Origin of the sequence: Larkinella arboricola (assembly GCF_003259745.1) — a bacterium.
Taxonomy (GTDB): domain Bacteria; phylum Bacteroidota; class Bacteroidia; order Cytophagales; family Spirosomataceae; genus Larkinella; species Larkinella arboricola.
Genome location: NZ_QLMC01000001.1, coordinates 1,299,258 through 1,322,092, shown reverse-complemented (window position 1 = coordinate 1,322,092; position 22,835 = coordinate 1,299,258). Strand labels below are relative to the sequence as shown.

Annotated in this window: 18 protein-coding genes; 10 read left to right on the top strand and 8 right to left on the bottom strand. The window is 51.7% G+C overall.

The genetic code is table 11. The features are described from left to right. Positions 1-45 precede the first annotated feature (45 nt). Entirely contained in the window at positions 46-1,842 is a 1,797-nt protein-coding gene (locus tag LX87_RS05240; RefSeq protein WP_111627088.1) for a RagB/SusD family nutrient uptake outer membrane protein, read from the bottom strand. A gap of 23 nt (positions 1,843-1,865) precedes the next feature. Beyond that, complete coding sequence (locus LX87_RS05235) at positions 1,866-5,138, bottom strand: SusC/RagA family TonB-linked outer membrane protein (RefSeq protein WP_111627087.1); 3,273 nt, start codon at positions 5,136-5,138, stop codon at positions 1,866-1,868. 223 nt (positions 5,139-5,361) lie between these two features. Between LX87_RS05235 and LX87_RS05230 the strand changes: the two genes are divergently transcribed. Continuing rightward, complete coding sequence (locus tag LX87_RS05230) at positions 5,362-6,057, top strand: TetR family transcriptional regulator (RefSeq protein ID WP_111627086.1); 696 nt, start codon at positions 5,362-5,364, stop codon at positions 6,055-6,057. On the opposite strand, the gene LX87_RS29465 is transcribed toward LX87_RS05230, so the two are convergent. After that, positions 5,953-6,204 (bottom strand): CBU_0592 family membrane protein, encoded by a 252-nt coding sequence (locus tag LX87_RS29465; RefSeq protein WP_445470969.1) that lies wholly within the window; start codon positions 6,202-6,204, stop codon positions 5,953-5,955. The two genes, LX87_RS05230 and LX87_RS29465, sit on opposite strands and share 105 nt — an antisense overlap. A gap of 145 nt (positions 6,205-6,349) precedes the next feature. After that, positions 6,350-7,387 carry an L-rhamnose/proton symporter RhaT gene (gene rhaT, locus LX87_RS05225; RefSeq protein ID WP_111627085.1) on the bottom strand — a complete coding sequence of 346 codons (1,038 nt, stop codon included), beginning with the start codon at positions 7,385-7,387 and terminating at the stop codon, positions 6,350-6,352. A gap of 576 nt (positions 7,388-7,963) precedes the next feature. Here rhaT and LX87_RS05220 point away from each other — a divergent pair. The 4 genes from LX87_RS05220 (at position 7,964) to LX87_RS05205 (ending at position 12,972) form a co-directional block, all read left to right on the top strand. After that, positions 7,964-10,861 (top strand): M16 family metallopeptidase, encoded by a 2,898-nt coding sequence (locus LX87_RS05220; RefSeq protein ID WP_111627084.1) that lies wholly within the window; start codon positions 7,964-7,966, stop codon positions 10,859-10,861. Between the two features lie 134 nt (positions 10,862-10,995). Next, positions 10,996-11,607 (top strand): TetR/AcrR family transcriptional regulator, encoded by a 612-nt coding sequence (locus LX87_RS05215; RefSeq protein ID WP_111627083.1) that lies wholly within the window; start codon positions 10,996-10,998, stop codon positions 11,605-11,607. Between the two features lie 66 nt (positions 11,608-11,673). After that, positions 11,674-12,420 (top strand): SDR family oxidoreductase, encoded by a 747-nt coding sequence (locus LX87_RS05210; RefSeq protein WP_111627082.1) that lies wholly within the window; start codon positions 11,674-11,676, stop codon positions 12,418-12,420. A 72-nt stretch (positions 12,421-12,492) separates the two neighbouring features. Continuing rightward, complete coding sequence (locus LX87_RS05205; RefSeq protein ID WP_111627081.1) at positions 12,493-12,972, top strand: YdeI/OmpD-associated family protein; 480 nt, start codon at positions 12,493-12,495, stop codon at positions 12,970-12,972. A gap of 59 nt (positions 12,973-13,031) precedes the next feature. On the opposite strand, the gene LX87_RS05200 is transcribed toward LX87_RS05205, so the two are convergent. The 3 genes from LX87_RS05200 to LX87_RS05185 form a co-directional block, all read right to left on the bottom strand. Further along, entirely contained in the window at positions 13,032-14,594 is a 1,563-nt protein-coding gene (locus LX87_RS05200) for an Rne/Rng family ribonuclease (RefSeq protein WP_111627080.1), read from the bottom strand. Positions 14,595-14,924: 330 nt separating this feature from the next. Further along, positions 14,925-15,767 (bottom strand): tetratricopeptide repeat protein, encoded by an 843-nt coding sequence (locus LX87_RS05190; protein ID WP_111627078.1) that lies wholly within the window; start codon positions 15,765-15,767, stop codon positions 14,925-14,927. A gap of 83 nt (positions 15,768-15,850) precedes the next feature. Continuing rightward, positions 15,851-16,153, bottom strand: coding sequence for an HU family DNA-binding protein (locus LX87_RS05185; protein WP_111627077.1), 303 nt, complete (start codon positions 16,151-16,153; stop codon positions 15,851-15,853). A gap of 140 nt (positions 16,154-16,293) precedes the next feature. Here LX87_RS05185 and mutY point away from each other — a divergent pair, with 140 nt between their 5' ends. From mutY to LX87_RS05160, 5 genes are all read left to right on the top strand, one after another. Beyond that, on the top strand, positions 16,294-17,382 hold the full coding sequence (gene mutY / locus LX87_RS05180; protein WP_111627076.1) for an A/G-specific adenine glycosylase: 1,089 nt from the start codon (positions 16,294-16,296) through the stop codon (positions 17,380-17,382). Between the two features lie 53 nt (positions 17,383-17,435). Then, positions 17,436-17,975 carry a single-stranded DNA-binding protein gene (locus tag LX87_RS05175; protein ID WP_111627075.1) on the top strand — a complete coding sequence of 180 codons (540 nt, stop codon included), beginning with the start codon at positions 17,436-17,438 and terminating at the stop codon, positions 17,973-17,975. A gap of 31 nt (positions 17,976-18,006) precedes the next feature. Beyond that, positions 18,007-19,335: a gliding motility-associated protein GldE gene (gene gldE, locus LX87_RS05170; protein WP_111627074.1), complete on the top strand. Its 1,329-nt coding sequence runs from the start codon at positions 18,007-18,009 to the stop codon at positions 19,333-19,335. Positions 19,336-19,356: 21 nt separating this feature from the next. Then, entirely contained in the window at positions 19,357-20,703 is a 1,347-nt protein-coding gene (locus LX87_RS05165; RefSeq protein ID WP_111627073.1) for a PrsW family glutamic-type intramembrane protease, read from the top strand. 168 nt (positions 20,704-20,871) lie between these two features. After that, complete coding sequence (locus tag LX87_RS05160) at positions 20,872-22,422, top strand: M20/M25/M40 family metallo-hydrolase (RefSeq protein ID WP_111627072.1); 1,551 nt, start codon at positions 20,872-20,874, stop codon at positions 22,420-22,422. Between the two features lie 28 nt (positions 22,423-22,450). Here the strand turns inward: LX87_RS05160 and LX87_RS05155 are convergent, their stop codons facing one another. After that, positions 22,451-22,777: a hypothetical protein gene (locus tag LX87_RS05155; RefSeq protein WP_111627071.1), complete on the bottom strand. Its 327-nt coding sequence runs from the start codon at positions 22,775-22,777 to the stop codon at positions 22,451-22,453. Between the last annotated feature and the right edge of the window lie 58 nt (positions 22,778-22,835).

Sequence of the window (22,835 nt, the reverse complement as noted above, 5' to 3'; positions counted from 1 at the left end):
TGGGTTAGTAATAATGCGGGTAATGGGTATGGGTTACGATTCCGTTTATTGCCAGCCAAAAACCTGCCGCAGGTTCGGATTCAGCACCAGTTGCTGCTGCGGAACGGGCCGGTAATAGTATTTGGGGTCTTCAAATTTCCGGGGGGCGGTTTCTGTTACCATTGTACCGCCATTGACGCCGTTGCGCAAAAATACAGTCACGTCGTCGGTGATGCTCCCGGCGCGGTAATAAATCAGCGTTACCCCCAGCGAATTTTTCTCTTTTTTGTCCTCCGTCGGAATCGAGGTCGCTTTGTCGATCAGCACGATGTCGGCCACGCCGTCGCCGGTCAGATCGTATTTACCCAGACCGGGAAAGTACATTCCTTCGGGGATGTTGGTCAATAATTTACCCGCTTTCCAGCGCATCAGATCGTCGAAGCGCGTATTTTCAAAGGCAAACTCCACGCGTCGTTCCCGCCGGATTTCGAGCAGAACGCCCTGATTCGCGCCGGTCAGGTTCGGGTATTTCTGCGCCATGAACGGGTCCGGACTGGCATTGGCTTTGGCCAGATCGAGGTTCGGCAGCCCCGCGCGCTTCCGCAGCAGATTAACAGACTGGTCGAGGTCGGCCTGCGTCAGTTTACCCAGTTCGGCCTGTGCTTCGGCGTAGATCAGCAGGGCTTCCGCGTAGCGGTAAACCGGAAAATCTGCCCCGCCGATTACGGTTGAAACCGTGCTGTTGCTGAACCCTTTTAACTGGTGATACCCCGTAAAGTTCTTGTTTAACCGCTGAATATACGGCTGCGGGTCCGGCTGACGTACCCAACCCGGATAGACTATGGTCTGGGCCAGACGCGGATCGCGGTTCTGAAACTCCTTCACAAACTGAAATTGCTGATACCCCGGCTGACTGGAAAAATAGCTGCCGTCTTTCATCAGGTACGTCTGAACCAGATCGCGGGAAGGCGCCTGTTCATAATCCCCGAAAACCGCCAAGTTAATGTCCTGCCCCCGTTTTTTGTCTACATCGTAGATGTTGACCAGCATCACTTCCGGATTCGCCAGCAAATCCGAACTCCCAAACAGGGCCGCATAATCCGCTTCGGGCTTGCCGGTATTGTAAATTGAATACTTTTTGGACGCCATAATTTCGGCAGTGACCGTAGCCGCCGTTTCCAGAAGGGAGTTGGCCGTGGCTTTCAGATTCAGCTCGTCGTGGTACTTGCGGAACGTTCCTTCGTAGAGGGCCACCCGCGCCCGGAGGAGTTGAACGGCCCATTTGCCGGGCGTACCGGTCGGTACGGCTTCCCGCACGTTGGCAGCCGCAAACGCCAGATCAGCCATGACACTGTCCATCACCATCGCCCGCGAATCCTGCGGTTTATAGAGTTGCTCGTCATCCGGGTTGAGGGCTCCCGAATACCACGGCACGTCGGAATACCGCTTCACTTTGTTGAAATAAAATTCGGCCCGGTAGTAGCGCGCCAGTCCGGCATAATGGTTTTTCACCGCAGGGGCGGCATTCGCCTTCTGGTAATTGTCCAGAAAATAATTGATGTTGCGCAGCCGTTCCCAGCTCCAGCCGCTCGTGATGTTCTGGGAACTGGGCGAACCGGTCATGATGGTTTTGACTTCCACAGCCGCGGTGGTGGCGGCATTGTCGGAATTCTGATCGTTCAGGTACGAATCCCGACCGGGCAGCGAAAGCAGGCCGTTGACATACAGGGCCAGGTCTTCCTCGGTGTTAAAAAAGGCTTCCGGTGCAATCGACGTTTGCGGATACCGATCCAGAAAATCATCCTTGCAGGCAGTGGCCCCGATCAGCAGGCCGGAAAGCAGAATATATAAGGTCTTTTTCATGATTTTTAGCGGTTCAGGAAGGTTCAAAGTTCGAAATTCAAGCCAACGGCCATCTTCCGCTGGAAGGGATAGGCCCAGCCGTATCCGTCGTTAACCGACTCGGGATCAACGTATTTTTTAAGTTTCGAAAACTCGAACAGGTTCTCACCACTCGCAAACACCCGCACCCGGTTAACCTTGATCCGACGCGTCAGCACGGCGGGCAGCGTGTAACCGATGGTCACATTTTTAACGCGCACGTAAGCCGCACTGAGCAGATACTTGGTTTGGGGAATATCCAACCCGGCGGCTCCTCCTCCCTGATAGTTGTTGTCCGCCAGCCACGATTGCAGCACCGGATACTCGGCATCGGTATTGGCATCAGCCAGACCCGCCTGAATGTACGAGGCCGAATGTTTGGCGCGGTCGGCTTCCGGTTCGGACGTGCCCCGGTAGAAATCCAGATTCCAGGGGTAGATGTTGGCGTAGGGCTGCTGGTACGGCCCCCAGAACAGGTAGTGTTGCGGGTAATAATCAGCTTTGCCCACGCCTTGCAGGAATACCGTTGCGTCGAAACCGTTCCAGCTGGCGCTCAGATTCAGGCCCAGCCGGTAGCGGGCTGTGGTGTTGCCAATGACTTGGAGATCTTTCGGGTCTTTCTGCGAAAAGCCTTTCTCGATTTTGCCGTCACCGTTCAGGTCCTTGTATCTGGGCCAGCCCGGCACTACTGACAACGCGCCCCAAGGCACAATGGCCGACTGATCGAGTTTCTTGATTTCGTCCTCGTTAGCAAACATTCCGTCGTTGACCAGCCCCCAGATTTCGCCCAGTTGCTGGCCTTCGCGATACGTCGAAAACAGTTGCTGATCGTTCCGGAACTTTGTAATCACCGAACGCGAATCAGACAGGATAAATTTAGCATCAAGCGTCAGCGGTTTGGCCCCCACGACGTACGAATCCCGGTAATTAAGCGTCAGTTCCCAGCCGTTGGTACGCAGATCGGCGGCATTCTGGCTGGGCACCGACGTTCCCAATACGCCCGGCAACTCCTGACCCGCCGTTAACATTCCCCGTGTGTTGCGGATGTAGTAGTCAAACGAAATCAGGACTTTTTCTTTGAATAGACCCACATCAGCGCCAAAATTCATGGTTGAAACCCGCTCCCAGGTATAATTCCGGGGATCAATTCGCAAGGAAGGCGCTCCGGTAATGACGGTTTGCTGGCTACCGTTGATCAGGTAGCTGGATAAAGCCGTCGGTAAGGTTTGTAAATAATTGAAGTACCCAACGCTCTGATTACCAAGATCACCGTAGGAAGCCCGCAATTTCAGCGTCGGAACATACGGCAGCATACCGTTCAGGAACGGTTCGGCGCTGGCCACCCAGGCTGCGGAAATCGACGGGAAGAAGCCCCAGCGGTTGTTGGATGGAAAACGGGAAGAACCGTCATACCGCCCGTTGGCTTCCAGAATATACCGTTCTTTCAGGGTATAGTTAAGTCGGCCAAACAGACTGCGAGTAGCGTACGAATTGTAGCTTGGACGAATGAAGGCATCGCCGGTGGTAAGGCCAATGTGCGGCAGGGAGGACGAGATCAGCACGTTTTTTTCGGACTCAACCGTCGAGTAAACATATTCTTCCTGATTGTAGCCCGCCAAAGCCGTGATTGTGTGTTTCCCCAGCGTTTTGGAATAATTGGCGTAGAGGTTGTAAACGGTATTTGTCAACGTTCCATTCCGCTCGATGACTGCGCCGTTGGCGTAACTGCCAGTGCCCTCCTGCCGAATATCGCCAGGACCGAATCCAATGCTGAATTTTCGGTAGTCCCGATGGTACTTCCATTGTTCACGTTTGAAACTGGCGTCACCCGTTACCTGTAAATCGCCGTTCAGAAACGTAGCCACCATTCGGCTGATGTTCTGAAACCCGAACATATCTTCCTGGTTATTACCACCGTCGGTCAACCGGGCGGCCAGTCGTCCGGCACCGGTATTGGCCCATGAACCATCCGGGTTTACAGCCACGTCGGTGGGTTGCAGGTAATAAATATCCGTAATGTTGACAGATGGGCTGGCGCGTTTGGTCTGGTAGATGGTCAGGTTGTTGTCTATTTTCAGCCATTTCAGGGGAGAGAAATTGACCCGGGCGCGGAGCGAATACCGATTCCAGAAGTCGTCCGCAATTTTGTTCAGTCCGTTTTCCTTGGTATAATCGGCGGATACGTAGTAGCCAATCGGCATGTTGTTAGCCGTGGCGCTTCCGTTGAACGAAACGCTGTGGTTCTGCGACAGGCTGGATTTATTGAAAAAGTAGTCGTACCAGTTGTTGCTACCCAGGTACGCCCATTTCGTCGGGTCCGCCGGGTTCAGCCGGACATCCTCAATTGCCGGGTTTTCCGAGCGTTCTTTGGCCCACCGGTAATGCTCGTCCGAGTAGTTCACGTAATCCCAGGGAGTGTTGTCGGTCGATGTTTCCAGCACGCGGGAATAGATGTAGGGGTCAGTCACCGGCTGCGGCAATACCGTGGGTCGTCCCCACGAAAAGTAATTGTTGTAAATGATGGACTGGCGCCCCTGTCCACCCTGCTTGGTCGTGATCAGCACCACGCCAAAAGCCGCCCGTGCGCCGTAAATCGAAGCCGTAGCCGCATCGCGCAGCACCGAGAAGGAGGCAATATCCGACGGGTTGAGCCGCAAGAGATCCTCGTTGTTGGAGGAAGGAATCCCGTCAATGACAATCAGCGGGCCACCGCCGTTGATGGATGTAAAACCGCGGATGTTGATGTTCGGCACGGTTCCGGGCTGCCCGCCCTGGTAGGTAATGTTGAGCCCCGGACTCACGCCCTGCAAGCCCTGCATGACGTTGGCGATGGGCCGGGCTTCCAGGTCTTTCCCGGCAATCTGATCGACGGCCCCCGTGATGTTGATTTTCTTCTGGGTCCCGTAACCCACCACCACCACCTCCTGCAAATTGGCCGCGTCGAGCGTCAGATTCAGGTTGACGGTATTGCGACCGTTCAGCGGTTCTTCGGTGGTTACATACCCGATATACGACGCAACCAGAACCGCGTTAGACGGCACATTCGTAATGGAATACCGTCCGCTGCCGTCGGTGGTGGCCCCTTTCTGCGTTCCCTTGATCACGACGTTAACGCCCGGTAATGGTTCGCTGGCGGTGCCGCCGGTAATCAGGCCACTTACCGTGACGCCCTGCGCAAAAGAAGCGATACGGGCCGAAAAGACGACTATCCAAACAAGCCCCAAAAGCCGTAAGGAGCTGCAACGACCGGAAAAAAAACCTGGTAAATTTTTCATCATACTGACGCGTTAAGTTTGATTTTAAGCAAGGCGTATCATGGATTGACTCAGGCACTGAGCTGGCGGCAAAGGTAGGGAGCGCCGGTTCCAGGTGACGTTACGGTAATGTTACAAAAACATTAATTTTGTTTGAATATTCATTCAATAAAAAAAGGAAAGGAGGCTCCGGTTTTTACCTTATATTTGAGCAATTCTTTTGAAGTATAGTCTGAATGTAAGCAGAATGGGCAGAAAAAGTCTGAAAGACACGCGGCAGAAGGAAATCATCCGGATGTTTTACCGGGTAGCCAAAAAAGAAGGATTGGAAAACACGTCGATTGCCAAGATTGCCGCCGTAATGGACATCAATCCCAGCCTGATCATGCATTACTTTCAGACCCGGGATGACTTAATCAGCGGCCTGATTGATTTTATGCTGGATAAGTACCAATTACTCTTTGGCATCACCTCCAAAACGCCCGACAAACCCGAAGTGGTTTTGCTGAAAGTAATCGACCGGCTGTTCTCCAAAGAGTGGAACCAGTTGTTCGACGACGGCCTGTTCTATAGTTGTTATTCGCTGACCTTCCGGAATGCCCAGATTCGCGAAAAATACAAGACATTACTGGATTCGCTGCGGCAGAAACTGGCCGCGCTGATTCAGGATTGCGCCGATGCCGGAACGTTACACACACCGGATGCGTACCAGACCGCCGATCTGATTTTTATCCTCGTCGATGGAGCCTATTATTACCTGAGTCTGGTCAATGACAAAAAGGAGTACGGCCAAAAGCTGGACCACTATAAACAGCAGGCACTGCAACTTCTCCAGTTGTCAAAAACTTTGACGGGGCCGGTAGTTGCGGTAAGTCGCCCAGAGCCCGATCAGCAGCCAGGCTACATTGACGACAATACTCTGCCGGTCGTGGGTGTGCAGTGAGTTAATAATCAACCCCGTTGCTCCAACCACGTTTAGACAATGGTAGGTCAGCGTGTCGGCGCGCAGGATTCGCAGAGCCAGCAGCAGATAAGCCGCCAGGTAAGACAGTACACCCAGCCAGCCGGCCAGTTCAATCCAGTAAAGCATCATGGTGATACAAGTCGGTCATTGAGAAATAAATTGAAAGTACTTATTTCCTCCCGGCAGCCGTCGCTTTTACGCTGCTCTTTTCACCAAATGGCCAATTAACCGTACGTATGAATCGTCTGGCAGGGCCAAGCACCCGCCTTTCTCATTCCGCCAGATAATTACCAATCCCGACAACCACGGTTGAAAACACCACCGTGGCAATGCCGATGGTGATGGTACGCATGGTCGGGCGGTTGGCACCCCGCCATTCGTGCAGGTACAGTCCCCAGAAGCTGCTGAAGGCAATGATGAAGGCCATGTGCAGCGTCCAGCCCGAGAAACGGTATTCGCCCATTTTGCTGTCGCCCATACCGTAAAAGAAAAATTGCAGGTACCAGGTCACTCCAGCCAGGGCGCAGAAGGTAATATTTCGAACTGCCGGTGCCGAAATATTGCGGTAGTCGGTATAGGTTTTATTTTTGATATTCAGGTAGAGGCACCAGATCGCGTTGGTGGTCAGACCGCCCAGCAGAATGTAAATATAAGGGGCGCAATTCATAAAAAGCGGATCGGCGCCATGCTGCACGGCCAGTTCGGCAATGGGCTGTCCGGCTGTCACGCCAAACGAAAAACAGGCGCTCATAACGCCCGAAAAAATGGCCACCAGCACGCCTTTTTTGAGATCAAACTCGGCCACAGACTCCTTCTTTTTCTCCTCCGTCACGGATTTTTCTTTCATCATCCCGGCCACTCCGCAAATGGCGATTCCCAACACGCAGATGGCCAGTCCCAGCACAATAACCTGCCCGGAGGTCGTCCGCATCAGATCCCCAAACTGCCCCAGCCAGATGGGCGGCACCAGCGTTCCGAACACGGCACAAAGGCCCATAACCACCGCCATACCGAGCGATAACCCCAGATACCGCATGGTTAGCCCGAACGTCAGGCCCCCAAAACCCCAGAGAACTCCCCAGAAATAAGACCACCATTTGGTTTCGGCTGGAGCCGCTGCCAACACTTCGAATAAATTCGGAACGGTTACGAGGGCAAAAATCAGGGGCGCCATCACCCAGGAAAAAAGACCACCAACGAGCCAGTAACTTTCCCAGGCCCAACCCTGTACTTTTTTGTATGGTAAATAAAAACTCCCGGAAGCAAATCCTCCGATTGCGTGCAAAACAACTCCCCAGATTACAGCCATTGGTTACAATTATAAAAGTCCGCGGGTACGTGCGTATAGTGCTTTTTCAACAAATCTGTGTAGTTTCTGGAGAAATACTTTCCTGCCCTCTCCTGACTCTTAAAGCGTAAATCCCGTTCGATCTAACGATTACAACAGCTAACTATTTTTGAAGAAGCAGGAGAGCACGGTATAGTTGGATCAAACTCATTTAATAGTATTGTCGTGTAGAATACTATTTCATCATAGGTTAGTAGGATAGGCCCGTTAGATTTCTAATGGGCTTATTTTGTTTTTGCCCCAACCCCATTAGAACCGCCCCCGCCGACACTCGTTCAGCCCCATCGTCCCACTCATTTTCAGCCTTTTGTTTACGCTTCATTAAATACCGTCGGAGTGCCGGAAAACCTCGCCTGTTTCGCGGTGTTGACGTGAGAAGAGTGCCCCGAAACAAACCGCTGTTTTTTTATAAAAGTACGCTTCGGCGCACCCTGTTTCACCGCCGACAGACCGGGCTATGCGGCCGTTTATTTGTTTATAACCTTCTTTCAAACCTGCTCATATTCTGGTTAATTTGTATAGTTCATCAGCTACACAATGAAAAAACTAAGCTACTACCTTGGCTTCCTGAGCCTGATGGTGACCCATCTGGCTTTTTCACAAGCCAAACTCGTTGAAACCGTAACCCGTAAAGACGGCGAACTGATTATTCCGTACCAGAAGTACGTCCTGCCGAACGGTCTGACGGTGGTGATTCACGAGGACCATTCGGACCCGATTGTACACGTCGATGTTACCTACCACGTTGGCTCGGCCCGGGAGGAAATCGGCAAATCGGGTTTTGCGCACTTTTTTGAGCACATGATGTTTCAGGGATCCGACCACGTGGCTGACGATGAGCACTTTAAACTCGTCACCGAAGCCGGAGGAACGCTAAACGGTACCACCAACGCCGACCGCACAAACTATTTCGAAACCGTACCCAGCAACCAGCTGGAGCGGGCACTCTGGCTCGAAGCCGACCGCATGGGGTTTCTGCTGGATGCCGTGACCCAGAAAAAGTTTGAAATTCAACGCGCCACCGTCAAGAACGAACGGGGTCAGAATTACGACAACCGCCCCTACGGGCTGGTTTACGAGTACACGGCCAAAAACCTGTATCCGTACGGCCACCCGTATTCCTGGCTCACGATTGGTTACATCGAAGACCTGAACCGGGTGAATGTCAATGACCTGAAAAACTTCTTCCTGCGCTGGTACGGCCCCAACAACGCCGTATTGACCGTTGGTGGTGACGTTAATCCCAAACAGGTTGTGCAACTGGCCGAGAAATATTTTGGCGGTATTCAGAAAGGGCCGGACGTAACCAAAACCGTGGTGCCGGCTGCCGTATTGGATAAAGACCGGTATGTTTCCTACGAAGACAACGTTCGTTTCCCGATGCTGCGGATGGTGTACCCGACGGTGCCACGTTTCCACCCCGACGAAGCCCCGCTGGATGCGCTGGCCCAGATTCTGGGTGGTGGCAAAAGCTCGTTGTTCTACAAAAATCTGGTAAAAACCGAAAAAGCCGTGCAGGCCAATGTCGGCCACCCGGCGCAGGAACTGGCGGGCGAGATGGCCTTTACCGTATTGCCCTTCCCGAATATGCGGCTGGACAGCACCGAAGCGATTATCCGCAACACGCTGACTGAGTTTGAAAAACGGGGCGTCACCGACGATGACCTGGCCCAATTCAAAGCCACCCGCGAAGCCGAAATTATCAAGTATCTGTCGAGTGTAGCGGGCAAAGTTTCCCAACTGGCTTCCTTCCAGACATTTACCGGATCACCCAACTACCTGCCGAAAGAACTGAAACGGTATCAGGAGGTTACGAAAGCGGATATTATGCGGGTCTACAACCAGTACATCAAGGGCAAGAAAGCCGTTATTCTGACGGTATATCCGAAGGACCAGAAAGAGATTGTAGCGCATCCAGACAATTATACCATTGATACAACCGGTTACAAAGCACCCGATTATGGTTACACCGGATTAAAATACGTCAAGGCCAAAGACTCGTTCGACCGCAGCAAAAAACCGGCTTCCGGCCCTAGCCCAACCCTGAAAGTTCCGCCTTTCTGGACGGATAAACTGCCGAATGGTGTGAAAGTGATCGGAACCAAAAACGACGAGGTGCCCGAAGTAACGCTGGTGTTTTCGGTCAAAGGCGGACACATGCTGTCGGCCAGCGATCCGTCTAAAGCCGGAATTGCCCAGCTTACGGCGTCTCTAATGAACGAAGCCACGCAGAATTTCAGCAACGAAGAAATCAATGCGAAACTCGAAAAACTGGGCAGCAGCATCCAGGTGTACGCCAGCACGGAAGAAATTCAGGTGGCGGTGTCGTCGCTGACCAAAAATCTGGACGCAACGCTGGCGCTGGTGGAAGAAAAAATGTTCCGCCCCAAGTTTGCCCAGGCCGACTTCGACCGGCTGAAAAAACAGCAGCTCGAACTGATTGCCAACCAGAGTACGCAGCCGGTGGTGATTGCCAACAAAGCATACAACAAACTGCTGTACGGCAACGACAACATCCGCGCCATCCCGACCAGCGGAACCACTAAAACCGTTGAAAGCCTTACGCTCGATGACGTAAAGGCGTTTTATCAGAAGAACTTCTCCCCCTCCGTTACGAATCTGGTTGTGGTGGGCGACGTGGATAAAGCCGTCATTTTGCCAAAGCTCGATTTCCTGAAAAAATGGGAAGCGAAACCCGTCACGTTGCCGAAACCGGCGATGGCGAAGAAAATCGACAAAACCCGGATCTACCTGATTGACAAAGACAAAGCCGCACAGTCGGAAATCCGGATTGGTTACCTGACCGACCTACCGTTTGACGCGACGGGTGAATACTACCGGGCGGGGCTGGCCAATTACATCCTCGGCGGGGCTTTCAACAGCCGCATTAACATGAACCTGCGCGAAGACAAAGGCTGGACGTATGGTGCCCGGTCATCATTCGGAAGTACCAAAACCCCCGGACCGTTTACGGCACAGGCCGGTGTGAAAGCCGCAGCCACGGACAGCTCGGTGGTTGAGTTTATAAAAGAGATGAAGAACTACAGCCAAACCGGGATTACGGATGCGGAACTGGCGTTTCTGAAAAGCTCGGTGGGCCAGCGGGATGCGTTGCGGTACGAAACCTCGTTCCAGAAGGCCCTCTTCCTGAACCAGATTATTGACTACGGTCTGCCGGGTAACTTTGTGGAGCAGCAAAGCCAGATTCTGAAAAACATCACGAAGAAGGAAATTGACGCGATTGCAAAAAAACGGCTTCCCATCAACAACCTGATTATTACCGTGGTCGGCAACAAATCGGCCATCAAGCCGGGCCTGCAAAAGCTGGGTTACGAAGTGGTTGAACTCGACAAGGAAGGGAATCCGGCCGTAGCCGAGGGAACTTCTACTCCGGCATCTTTGGGCGGTGCCTCATCGACGCAACCAAGGAAGTAGAACGAAGCTGTTGAATAGTTCTCCAAAAAGAAAGCCGCTCCTGAGCGGCTTTCTTTTTGGTAGCTGATTATCAGGCCAAAAAATAACTGGGGAATTATTTGCCTTTCATATACCGATCGGTATATATTTGTCACATGAAATTTACACCGCGCTCCGAAACCACCCGCCAGTTTATTATTGAGACTACCGCCGGTATTTTCAACAGGAAGGGATACGCCGGTACGTCGATGTCGGATCTGACCGAAGCAACCCGGTTGACCAAGGGAAGCATTTACGGAAATTTCGAAAACAAGGAAGAAGTTGCTCTGGCGGTTTTTAATTTCAATGCGGCCCGGCGGAAGAACATCATTCAAAATAAACTGGACAGGGCAACCAGCAGCAAGGACAAACTGCTGGCCTTTATCCAGTTGTTTAACAGTACGCAGATTCAGGTCTTTCCGGAAGGCGGCTGCCCCTTGCTAAACGCCGGAACCGAAGCCGACGACACGCACGAACCCCTGCGGCAACGCGTGGCGGAAGAATTGCTCAGTACTCATAAAAATCTGACAACCCTGATTCTGACGGGTATAGCCAATGGCGAGTTCCGCAGCGATACCGATGCCGACCTACTGGCTTCGTCCCTTGTGGCGCTAATCCAGGGCGGTATTTTCATCGCCCGTACAACCAGGGACCCTGCCGCTCTGGACAGGGTACTGGAAACCGCTACCTATCTTATTCATCAAATTGAAGAAAAACCCTCTACGTAATTTTTTTACCTCTACATATACCGATCGGTATATAGCCATTTAACAGTTTAACTAAATAATTGAGAAATGAAAACGCAGCACAACACCGTGTTGATTACAGGCGGAAGCGCCGGTATCGGCTTTGAAATTGCCAAACTGTTTGCTCAAAACGGTAATCAGGTCATTATTACCGGACGCAATGCCGAACGGTTGCAGGAAGCAGCCACGCAACTGGAAAATACCACCGCCATTGTATCCGACATCAGCAAACCCGACGATGTAAACCAACTTGTCGAACGATTACAGAAAGAGTTTCCGACGCTGAACGTCGTCATTAACAATGCCGGACGGGCGTTTGCCTACTCGCTGTCCGCCGACGGCATTAACGCGGCCGGGAAGGCTACGGAGGAAATTACCACGAATTATCTGTCCGTGGTTTCCTTAACCGAAAAACTACTGCCTCTGCTGAAACGACAAAACGAAGCGGCTGTGGTCAACGTCTCCTCCATTGTTGCCTTTGTGCCGGGGTCCCGAACGTCTACGTATTCGGCCAGCAAAGCCGCTCTTCACTCCTACACCCAGGCGCTGCGCTATACCCTGGCAGCAGACACGGCCATCAAGGTTTTTGAACTGATGCCTCCGCTGGTCAACACCGATTTTTCGCAGGAAATCGGCGGCATTAACGGTATTTCGCCCGTTGTTGTGGCGGAAGCCCTGCTGGAGGGGCTGCAACAGGACACGTATGAAATCCACGTTGGCAATACCGCCAACCTCTATAAGCTCTTTCTGTCGTCGCCCGAAGAAGCGTTACTGGCGATGAATAACGGACGCTAAAAGAAGCTGCCTTTACAGCCTTCTATCAACAGTTTATAAGTATCTTTAGCGGTTAAACAACCTTGTATTGCGATGGAAGAACCGCTGGTTGATGGCTCATACCGGCTCAAAAAATTTGAGGGTAAAGGAGGTTGGACCTATGCTGCCCTGCCCGAAGTCAAGCCCGATAAAAAGTCGTATTTCAACTGGGTGAAAGTAAAAGGCCGTATCGATGAGTATGAGCTTAAAAACTGCCAGTTGATGCCGCTGGGTAACGGCCAGCTTTTTCTGGCGGTGAAAGCCGAAATCCGGAAACAGATTGGGAAACAGGCCGGCGACTGGGTACACATCACCCTGTATCCGGAACAGGCTCCGGTCGATACCCGGAAGGATTTGTTACTTTGTCTGGAAGACGAACCCCAGGCTCATCAGACCTTTTTGAGTTATTCAGACGACGAGCAAAAAGCGTACATTGACTGGATTGATTTGGCCAAAACTGAAGAATCCAGAATTGAACGCATGGCCGAAACCATCAACCGATTGCTACGAAATAAAAAGCTGTCCGATGTATAAACCAAAAGCCACCCGGAAAAGGTGGCTTTTGGCATTCTGTTTCGAAGTTTTGGTAGCGGCTAACCCGCCGTTACTTCAATCTCCTCGCCCTGTTTGTTGTAGAACTTAAATTCATTGATGCCAAACGAGCTGTCTTTGATCAACGTGATCCACGTTTTATATTTCATAAACCACTGCATCTGCTTCGACCACCAGCCTGCGGTATAATAGGCAAAAAGGTAAGGATGCAGCATAATTTGGACCCCGCGCTCGTTCTGACGGGTCAGAATATATTCCAGGTTCTGCTCAATGACGTCGGTAATCAGGATACTGGCCTGAATGGTACCGGTTCCGCCACAGGTCGGGCAAACCTCTTTGGTAACAATATTGATTTCCGGTCGAACACGCTGCCGCGTAATTTGCATCAGACCAAACTTGGTTAGCGGCAAAATCGTGAATTTGGAACGGTCGGCTTTCATTTCCTCCCGCATCACGTCGAAAATCATTTTCTTGTTGTCGGGCTTCTTCATGTCGATAAAATCGATCACGATAATTCCGCCCATATCGCGCAGCCGGAGCTGGCGGGCAATTTCTTTGGCAGCCTCTTTGTTGACGCTGACAGCCGTAGCTTCCTGATCCTCCTCAGAATTCGATTTATTACCGCTGTTGACGTCGATGACGTGGAGAGCCTCCGTGTGTTCGATAATCAGATAACCGCCACCGGGCAGACTCACCGACCGACCAAATAGCGATTTAATCTGTTTTTCCAGCCCGAATTGTTCGAAAACCTTCGCCTTTGTGTTGTTGTGTAACTTGACGATCTTTTCTTTTTCGGGGGCAATTGTGTGAATGTACGTTTTAATTTCATCATACATCTCCCGGGTATCGACGGTAATGCTGTCGAAGGATTCGTTCAGCATATCGCGGAGGATGGATGAAGCCCGGTTCATCTCGCCAATAATCCGGTCGCGGGGTTTGGCGTCGCGCAGAGCCGCAATTCCTTTTTCCCATTTTTCGAGGGAGTTAGTCAGATCGCGGTCCAGTTCTTCAACGTCTTTCCCTTGTGCGACGGTCCGGACAATTACGCCAAAATTTTGCGGTTTAATCGACGACATCAGGCGCATCAGGCGCGTCCGTTCGGCTTTATCCGTAATTTTTTTGGACATATTGACCGTATTGGCAAAGGGTACCAACACCAGATACCGCCCCGCAATGGAGATATCGCAGGATAAGCGCGGCCCTTTGGTCGAGATGGGTTCTTTGACAACCTGCACCAGAATGGGTGCATTCTTGTTCAATACCTTATCGATTTTCCCGAGTTTGTCAATTTCGGGTTCGAGCTTGAAATTGTTCAGCTTGCCGGTATTGACCCGTTTGGCGATTACATCTTTGGTAAATTTGTTAAGCGAATTAATGTTGGAGCCTAGATCCAGATAATGCAGAAACGCATCTTTTTCGTAACCAATGTCGACAAATGCCGCATTGAGGCCCGTCACTAATTTTTTAACTGTTCCTAAATAGATATCGCCGACGGTAAAGCTGCTGTCCGACTCTTCAACGTGATATTCCAGCAGTCTTTTGTCTTGCAAAAGTGCTATCCGATCGCCTTTCTGAGTCGAACTAATTACTAATTCGTTACTCACAAGATGAATGTGCGGTTAAGAGGCCTGAGATAAAGAAAAAGGCCGGACAATCGGTTCGTTGGCATTCAGGCAGTTACCTGCTGCACAAGCGAATAAGTCCTCCGATTGGCCGGCCCGTATGGTATCATACCACCCGCAGGTGGTCTACCTTATTTTTTCTTATGGCGATTCTTTCTCAGGCGCTTCTTCCGCTTGTGGGTAGCAATTTTGTGGCGTTTTCTTTTCTTTCCGCAAGGCATAATAGTAAATATGTTAAATGGTTTTAAAAAATTTCGTACCCACCTACCTTCGTCTATGAATCGAACAAGACGGATGAAGTCCGTGAGCACGTTACAAATTCTGCTCGAGTTCTTTGATAGCCGCCTGAATGGTCGGGTCTTTCTCCCGCGCTTTCACCTTGGCCAGCAACTCCCGGGCTTCATCTTTCCGGCCCATTTCGCCTAGGCTAATGGCCAGATAAAACTGCGCTTTGGTATTTTCCGGATGACTGCTCAGGATTGCCTGAAACCGTTCGACGGCCCGGTTGTATTGTCCGGAACGCATCGCGAGCAGCCCCATGTTAAACAGCGCCAGCTCATTGGTCGGGTCGTCTTTCAGAACCTCCCGCAGCAGCATAATTCCCTGCATGGGCGTTTCGGTCGTCACATAGGTCATCGCCATGTTTGCCTTGGCCGCCAGCAGATTAGGGTTGCCGTCGAGGGCTTTCTGATAAAACTCCCGGGTTTTTTTACCCAGACTTACCATTTTCTGGTTGTCTGCGGCAAACCCGTAGGCTTCATAATACAAATCTCCGGCCCGCAGCACATTTGCTTCGGTCGGAGCCACCTGAGCCAGTTTGTCGGCAACGTAGGCTGCACTGTCATAGCGACTTACCTTCCGATAAGCCTGAATCAGTTCGGCACCAACGGCCGGTTTTTGTTTATCGTCAACGGCTTCAAAACGGCCGCTTAAACGGTTAAGTTCCTTCTGCTGTTCGGGCGTCAGTTTAACCGTGTGCAGGTCGCTGCGATCGGAGCGCAACACCGCCGTATCCCGAACGGCCGTTTCCGGATCGGTGGTCCGTTCGTTGGTCAGTGTGCGATCTTCGTTCCGAACCACCACGTTTGGCAGACTATACAGACCTGCCGTCGCCAGTACGCCCAGGCCGATGACGAGAAGAATGGATTTGTTCATTGTATCAGACATGAGAGATTAGATAAGAGGGGGTGAGAATGCTTCTCTTGTCTAATCTCTCATCTCTTTTGTCTTACAAAAGATTAAGCTGAAACGTTCTCCTGCTTAACCTGCGTTTTTACTTGTTCAACAAACACTTTCGCCGGCTTGAAGCTGGGGATATAATGCTCGTCAATCACCATCGCCGTATTCTTGGAGATGTTCCGGGCCACTTTACGGGCTCTTTTTTTGTTAATGAAACTACCGAACCCTCTCACGTAGATGTTCTCGTTCTTCGCCAGGTTGTTCTTAATTACGGTGAAGAATGTCTCAATGGTGTGTTGAACATCTGCCTTGTCGATTCCTGTCTTCTCGGCAATTTCTGCGATTACGTCTGCTTTCGTCACGTTCGTACTAAACTTTAAGGTTCAATCAGTTGTTGAAAAAAAGTCTCTCCAAATTGGAGCACAAAGGTAGATTTTTCCTGTTATAGAAAAAACACTATTTCGGGTTTTTTCTTCTCAACGACACCTAGTTACAAATTATTTTGGATTGGATTTCAGACTCAGACGACTTAAAAGACGGTTTTGTCAACACCCTGACGGCATGGTATGAACATCATAAACGGGATCTGCCGTGGCGCCATACCCGCAACCCTTATTTGATCTGGTTATCAGAGGTTATCCTGCAGCAAACCCGTGTGGCACAGGGCCGCCCCTACTACGAACGCTTCGTGGCTGCCTACCCCACTGTGCAGTCGATGTCAGACGCCGACGAACGGGATTTGCTCCGGCTCTGGCAGGGTCTGGGGTATTACTCCCGCGCCCGAAATATGCACCGAACCGCCCAGTATGTGGCCGGGCCGCTGGCGGGAAAATTCCCGGAAACGTACCAGGAATTGCTGAAACTTCCGGGAGTTGGTACCTACACGGCGGCCGCCATTGCCTCATTTTCCTTCAACGAAAAGGCGGCCGTTGTCGATGGCAATGTGTACCGCGTACTGGCCCGGGTGTTTGGCGTTGAAGCGGATATTACGACGACACTGGCTAAAAAGACCTTTGCAAAACTTGCGGACCAGCTTATTCAATTGTCTGACAACCCGGCTACCTACAACCAGGCCATCATGGAGTTCGGGGCAATTCAGTGCACGCCGGTTTCGCCCGATTGCCTGATCTGCCCGTTACAACAGCGGTGTCAGGCGTATCTGACGGGTCGCCAGCGCGAATTACCGGTTAAAAGCAGGAAGAATGCCGTCCGCGAACGGTATTTTAACTACATTGTCATCCGGCAGGGCGACCGCATTGCGTTGAAGGAGCGAACAGAGAAAGACATCTGGCAACATCTTTACGATTTTTGCCTGATTGAAACCGAAGAACCGATGGAAGCGTTTCGGGAATTACCGGAAGGAGCCATCCTGAACTGGGTCTTGCAGGAAGGAATTTTGAAGGGATTATCTGACGAACGGACGCATGTTTTATCACACCAGCGTATCCGCGCGCGGTTCTGGCTGGTGGAGATTCCGGAGGGTCGAAATGTGCCGCTGCCCGATGGCTTAATTTTTTGTAAACCATCTGATACAGAACGGTTACCAAAGCCAATTTTAGTAGTAGACTATTTGAAAAGTCTTCATTTTTGACTAACTTTACTTGCTTAGATAATCTCAATTCATCATCTTATTTTTACCGTTTTATGGCAAGCATGAACAAAGTGATTCTGATTGGCAATGTTGGTAACGATCCGGAAGTCCGCTACCTTGATGGAGGGTCGGTTGTTGCCAAATTTAGCGTTGCCACAAACGAACGCTACACCACCCGCACCGGAGAGCAAGTAGACCAAACGGAATGGTTCCGTGTGGAAGTTTGGAATGATCAGGCTAAAACTGTTGAAAAATATGTCCGCAAGGGCAACCAGATTTACGTTGAAGGACGTCTGAAAACCGAAACCTATACCGACCGCGAAGGGAAAGAACGTTTCTCGCTGACGGTTCGGGCCACCACGTTCCAGTTTCTGGGCAGTCGCCAGGACGGGAGTGATGGCGGAGATTACCAGGAACCGGCTCCGCGTCAGCAGGCAGCTCCGCAAGCCGCTCCAGCTCCGGCCCCGCGTCAGGCCGCCCCACAACCGGCACCAGCCCGGCAGGCGGCTCCGCAAGCCGCTCCGGCAGCGCGTAAACCGGAACCCGTTCCCGACGATATGAGTAACGCCGGCGACGACGATTTACCGTTCTAAGCCTGCGCTTTGTTCACTTATAAACAACTACATGGATAGCGATCCACTCTCGGGTAAGGTGCTCCAGGCTGACGTCTGGAGCACCTATCTTAGTTTTTACGGCCCCTATGCCGCCATTCTGATTGTCTTACTGGCTCTGGCGGCTATTGTTTCGGCTTCTGAAGCCGCTTTTTTCTCCCTTTCGTCCGACGATCGGGCGGTCTGCCGCGTCAGTGACAATACTGCCGAACGCCGGATCATGCAGCTACTCGACCGCCCCCGGCGGTTGCTGGCTTCCCTGCTCATCTTCAACAACTTACTAAACCTGGCTATTGTCGTCATCGTGACGTATCTGGTCTGGAAACTGAGCCAGCTCGACCCTACTTCCGGCTGGGTACTGGCCAGCGTGACGGTTATTGTAACCCTGGCCATTGTGTTGTTCGGGGAAATCATTCCGAAAGTCTACGCCAGCCAGAACAGTTTGTCGGTAGCCCGGCGAACGGCTCCGCTGGTTGCCCTGGCCTCCACCCTCTTCCGGCCTTTATCCATCCTGCTCGTCAGCCTGACCAGCGTTATTGACCAGCGTATTCAGCGACGCGGCTATAAAGTGTCAATGGAGGAACTCAATCAGGCGGTTGAACTGACCAGCCGGGACTCTACGCAGGAAGAACGCGAACTGATCAGAGGGATTGTCAATTTCAGTAATCTGACGGCCCGGCAGGCCATGCGGGCGCGGGTTGACATTACGGCTTTTAGCGACGATTTGACCTTTACGGAACTGCTGGCGCAGATTAATCAGTCGGGTTATTCGCGGGTGCCGGTTTATAAGGAATCGCTGGACGAAGTGGAGGGTATTCTGTACCTCAAGGACTTACTGCCGCACCTCGACAGCGATGATTCGTTCCGCTGGCAGACGCTCATTCGGCCCGCCTTTTTTATCCCGGAAACCAAAAAAATTGACGATCTGCTCCAGGATTTTCAGAAACGACGGGTCCACATGGCCATCGTTGTAGACGAATATGGCGGAACCCGGGGATTGATCACCCTGGAAGACATTATTGAAGAGATTTTTGGCGATATTAACGACGAGTTCGACGACGAAGAACCCGTGGCTTTCCATCGCATTGACGAGCGAACGGTTGTTATGGAGAGCAAAATTCTTCTGACGGACGTTTGCCGCGTTCTGAACGTCGACATGACCTATTTTGACGCCGTTAAAGGCGAAAGTGAGTCGCTGGGTGGGCTGCTGCTCGAACTGTTTACTCGCGTTCCGGAAACCGGGGAAGAGGTTAGTTATGAAAGCTTTACATTTAAAGTTCTTTCGTCCGACGGTAAACGGATTCAAAGCGTGGAAATAGTAAGGCAGGAGACAGCCGCTTAACCAGCTTTTAACCCGTTTATTATGCATAGTCAATCGCTGCCGCCTGAATTATTTACGTTTTCGTGTTATGCCGGGCCCGACGCCGGAAAAACCCTTGTTCTGACACCCCATCACCGTCTGTTGCTGGGCAGTGGCGGTCAAAGCAGCTACCAGCTTGCTGATCCGTACGTGGCCGATCAGCACCTGCACCTCTTTTTCGACGGCAGCCGACTTCATTTCCGTACCATTGACAATCAGTACGTCCGACTCAATAGCGCCCCCGTCATGACGGGTGAAATGGATGTTGGGACCGACAGCCTCCAGATTGGCAGTTCGCTGTGGCGGCTGGCAAAACCGTCCCCTCCTCACACTTCGGACAGCCACTTTGGCGAGCCCTATCAACGGTTTTCCACCTTCGCCAATGTCGAACAGCTCGACAACGATTTTAGTCTGAAAACCATCTTCTCGCGCATCGGCGAAAAACGAAGCGACGACGACATCGAGAATGCCTTTACCGTGGGCACACGCGACACCACACCCCCGCTTGCCAGTATTGCAGCTACCTGGCCGCAACCCTGGCTTTTTGGCCGGATTGCCTCAGCCTCCTTACTGGTTTTCTGGGGGTTATACATTGGCGTAGCGCAGTTCAACAACATCATTGTTATTCCCGGCTTACTCTTTATCGGGGCTTTCGCCGTACCGTTTGCGTGTCTGATTTTCTTCTGGGAAATGAACGCGCCCCAGAACGTTTCGCTGTACCAAACCGTAAAGCTCCTGTTTACCGGCGGCATTCTGTCCATCCTGATTTCGCTGCTGTTTTTCAGCAACGTTAGTTTTTTATCGAGCTGGCTGGGTGCTTCGAGTGCCGGTATTGTGGAAGAATCCGGCAAGCTCCTGACGGTTCTGGCCCTGATGCGGAACAAACGAAAATACCCCTGGATTCTGAATGGTCTGTTGTTTGGTGCCGCCGTCGGAACAGGTTTTGCGGCTTTTGAGTCAGCCGGTTATGCTTTTGTTGCCCTGCTGGAATACGGCTCCATCGACGTGGCCCTTGCCAACATTGTGGCGCGGGGCATCATGGCGCCGTTCGCGCACATCATCTGGACGGCCATCACGGCTGCTGCCGTCTGGCGGCTGAAAGGCTTCGGGCCCTTCCGGTGGGAGCTTTTGCAGGAGAAATCGTTTATCCGGTTGTTTGTTCTTGTCATGTTTATGCACATGCTCTGGAATGCCGATTTCGGTCTGGCGCTGTCCGTCTTTGGAATTGAATTCAAGCACATCCTGATCGGACTGCTGGGCTGGACGATTGTGCTGAGTCTGGTTCAGGAAGGATTAAACCAGATTAAAAAGGCGCAGAAAGACGGCGGGCCCGCCTTGGTTACGTACTGAAACCACTCCAAACCCCGGTTTACTTCCTTACTCTGGCGATTAGTTCTACGTTTGCCGAAATTAACTTATTTATAGATTCGATTGTAATTAACGAACAAGCAGCGACTTCCTTTCAGTTAACGTTCGTTTAATCATTACTTTAGTAATAGAACCTAAACGTTACCAGCCATGAAAAGACGCCTGCTGCTTTTTAGCGTCCTGACCAGCCTTTCCCTGACATCGTTTGGCCAGAACGACAAACCGGATAGGGCCGTTGTCAAACAAATCCGGGAGGAAGGGCTAAACCGTTCCAAAGTGATGGAAACCGCCTTTTACCTGACAGATGTAAACGGACCGCGTTTGCAGGGACCAGGTTTTATGAAAGCCGCCAACTGGACGAAAAACAAGCTGACCGAATGGGGTCTGCAAAACGCCCGGCTGGAACCCTGGGGCGAGTGGGGCAAAGGCTGGGAGATCGAGCGCTGCTACATCGCCATGACGGTGCCGTACTACAAGACCATTATTGCCGTACCGCGCGCCTGGAGTGGCGGAACTGACAAACTCCAGCAGGCCGAAGTGCTGTATATTGATGAGTCGGATACGACGGCTTTGGAAGCATACCGCGACAAACTTAAAAATAAAGTAATCCTGATTCATCAGCCTTTCGCCATCCGACCCTCATTTAATCCGGACGCCAGACGGTTTACGGAAGCGGACCTTGAAAAAATGGCGAAAGATGAATCTGCGCCCCGCGACTCCTCCTACCGCAGCATGATTCAGGCCATGCGGACCCGCAACGCCTTTAACCAGAAAATGCGGAAACTCGCCAAACAGGGCGGTGCGCTGGCGATTCTGAATACCAGTCAGCTCAGCAAGGACGGCACACTATTTGTGAGCGGTGATTTCGCCAATGCCGCCAGCGGAACGGCCCATGATGACCTGGCCGACCTGACCATTTCCGTAGAAGATTATCTGTCGCTGAGCCGAATGGCGAAAGCGGGCATTCCGATCAAACTGGAACTGGACGTAAAAACCAGGTTCTACACGACCGACACGAAAGGCTACAACGTGCTTGCCGAAATTCCGGGCACGGACCCCAAACTGAAAGATGAAGTAGTAATGCTGGGCGCTCACCTCGACTCCTGGCACGCAGCGACGGGGGCTACAGACAATGCGGCAGGGTGTTCGGTGATGATGGAAGCCGTCCGGATTCTGAAAACGCTGGTGCTTAAACCCCGCCGGACCATCCGGATAGCGCTGTGGAGCGGGGAAGAACAGGGCTTACACGGTTCCAAAAATTACGTTACCAAGCATTTTGTGGACCCGGCTACCAACCGATTATCCAAAGAAGGGCAGCAATTAGCGGCCTATTTCAACGTCGATAACGGAACCGGGAAAATTCGGGGTATTTACCTTCAAAACAACAGAGCCGCCGGACGGATTTTTGCGCAGTGGCTGGAACCGTTTCACGATCTGGGGGCCACCACGATTGCGCCCAAAAGCAGCGGAGGAACCGACCACGTACCATTCGATCAGGCTGGGCTGCCGGGTTTTGGTTTTATTCAGGACGGTATTGAGTACAGCACCCGCACGCACCACACGAACATGGACACCTACGACCATCTGCTGGCCGATGATCTGAAACAGGCATCGACCATTGTGGCCTCGTTTGTGTATAACGCAGCCATGCGCGATCAGAAAATCCCGTTAAAAACCGCGTCTGCTGAATCAGGGCGTTAATGAGCTGAACCCGTAACAATCGGCTTGCTTACAGGCCGATTGTTACGCTCTTTATAAATAAAATCACAAAGGCTACGGTTGTAATAATCAGCCCCCATTCTTTGATGCGGGTCAGCAGTTGCCGGTGTTCAACCTGACTTTGGAAAGAACCGACAAGGTGCTCGGCAATATCGGCAGTAGCAAACAAACTGGCGATTTGCAGCAGATGCCAGGCATACTCATACCCATCGACACAGCGCTGCCACACGAGAGGTTGCACGAAAAAATAGAAAAGCAGCAGCCATTCTTTGATTCCAAATTGAGTTACACGAACTTGAACGCGGCCAGCGAGATTGATAAAAAGTTGTCTGATCATGGCAGGGTTGTACGATGAGCAACTCAAATATAGCAAATATCAGGCTAGACTTTCAGAC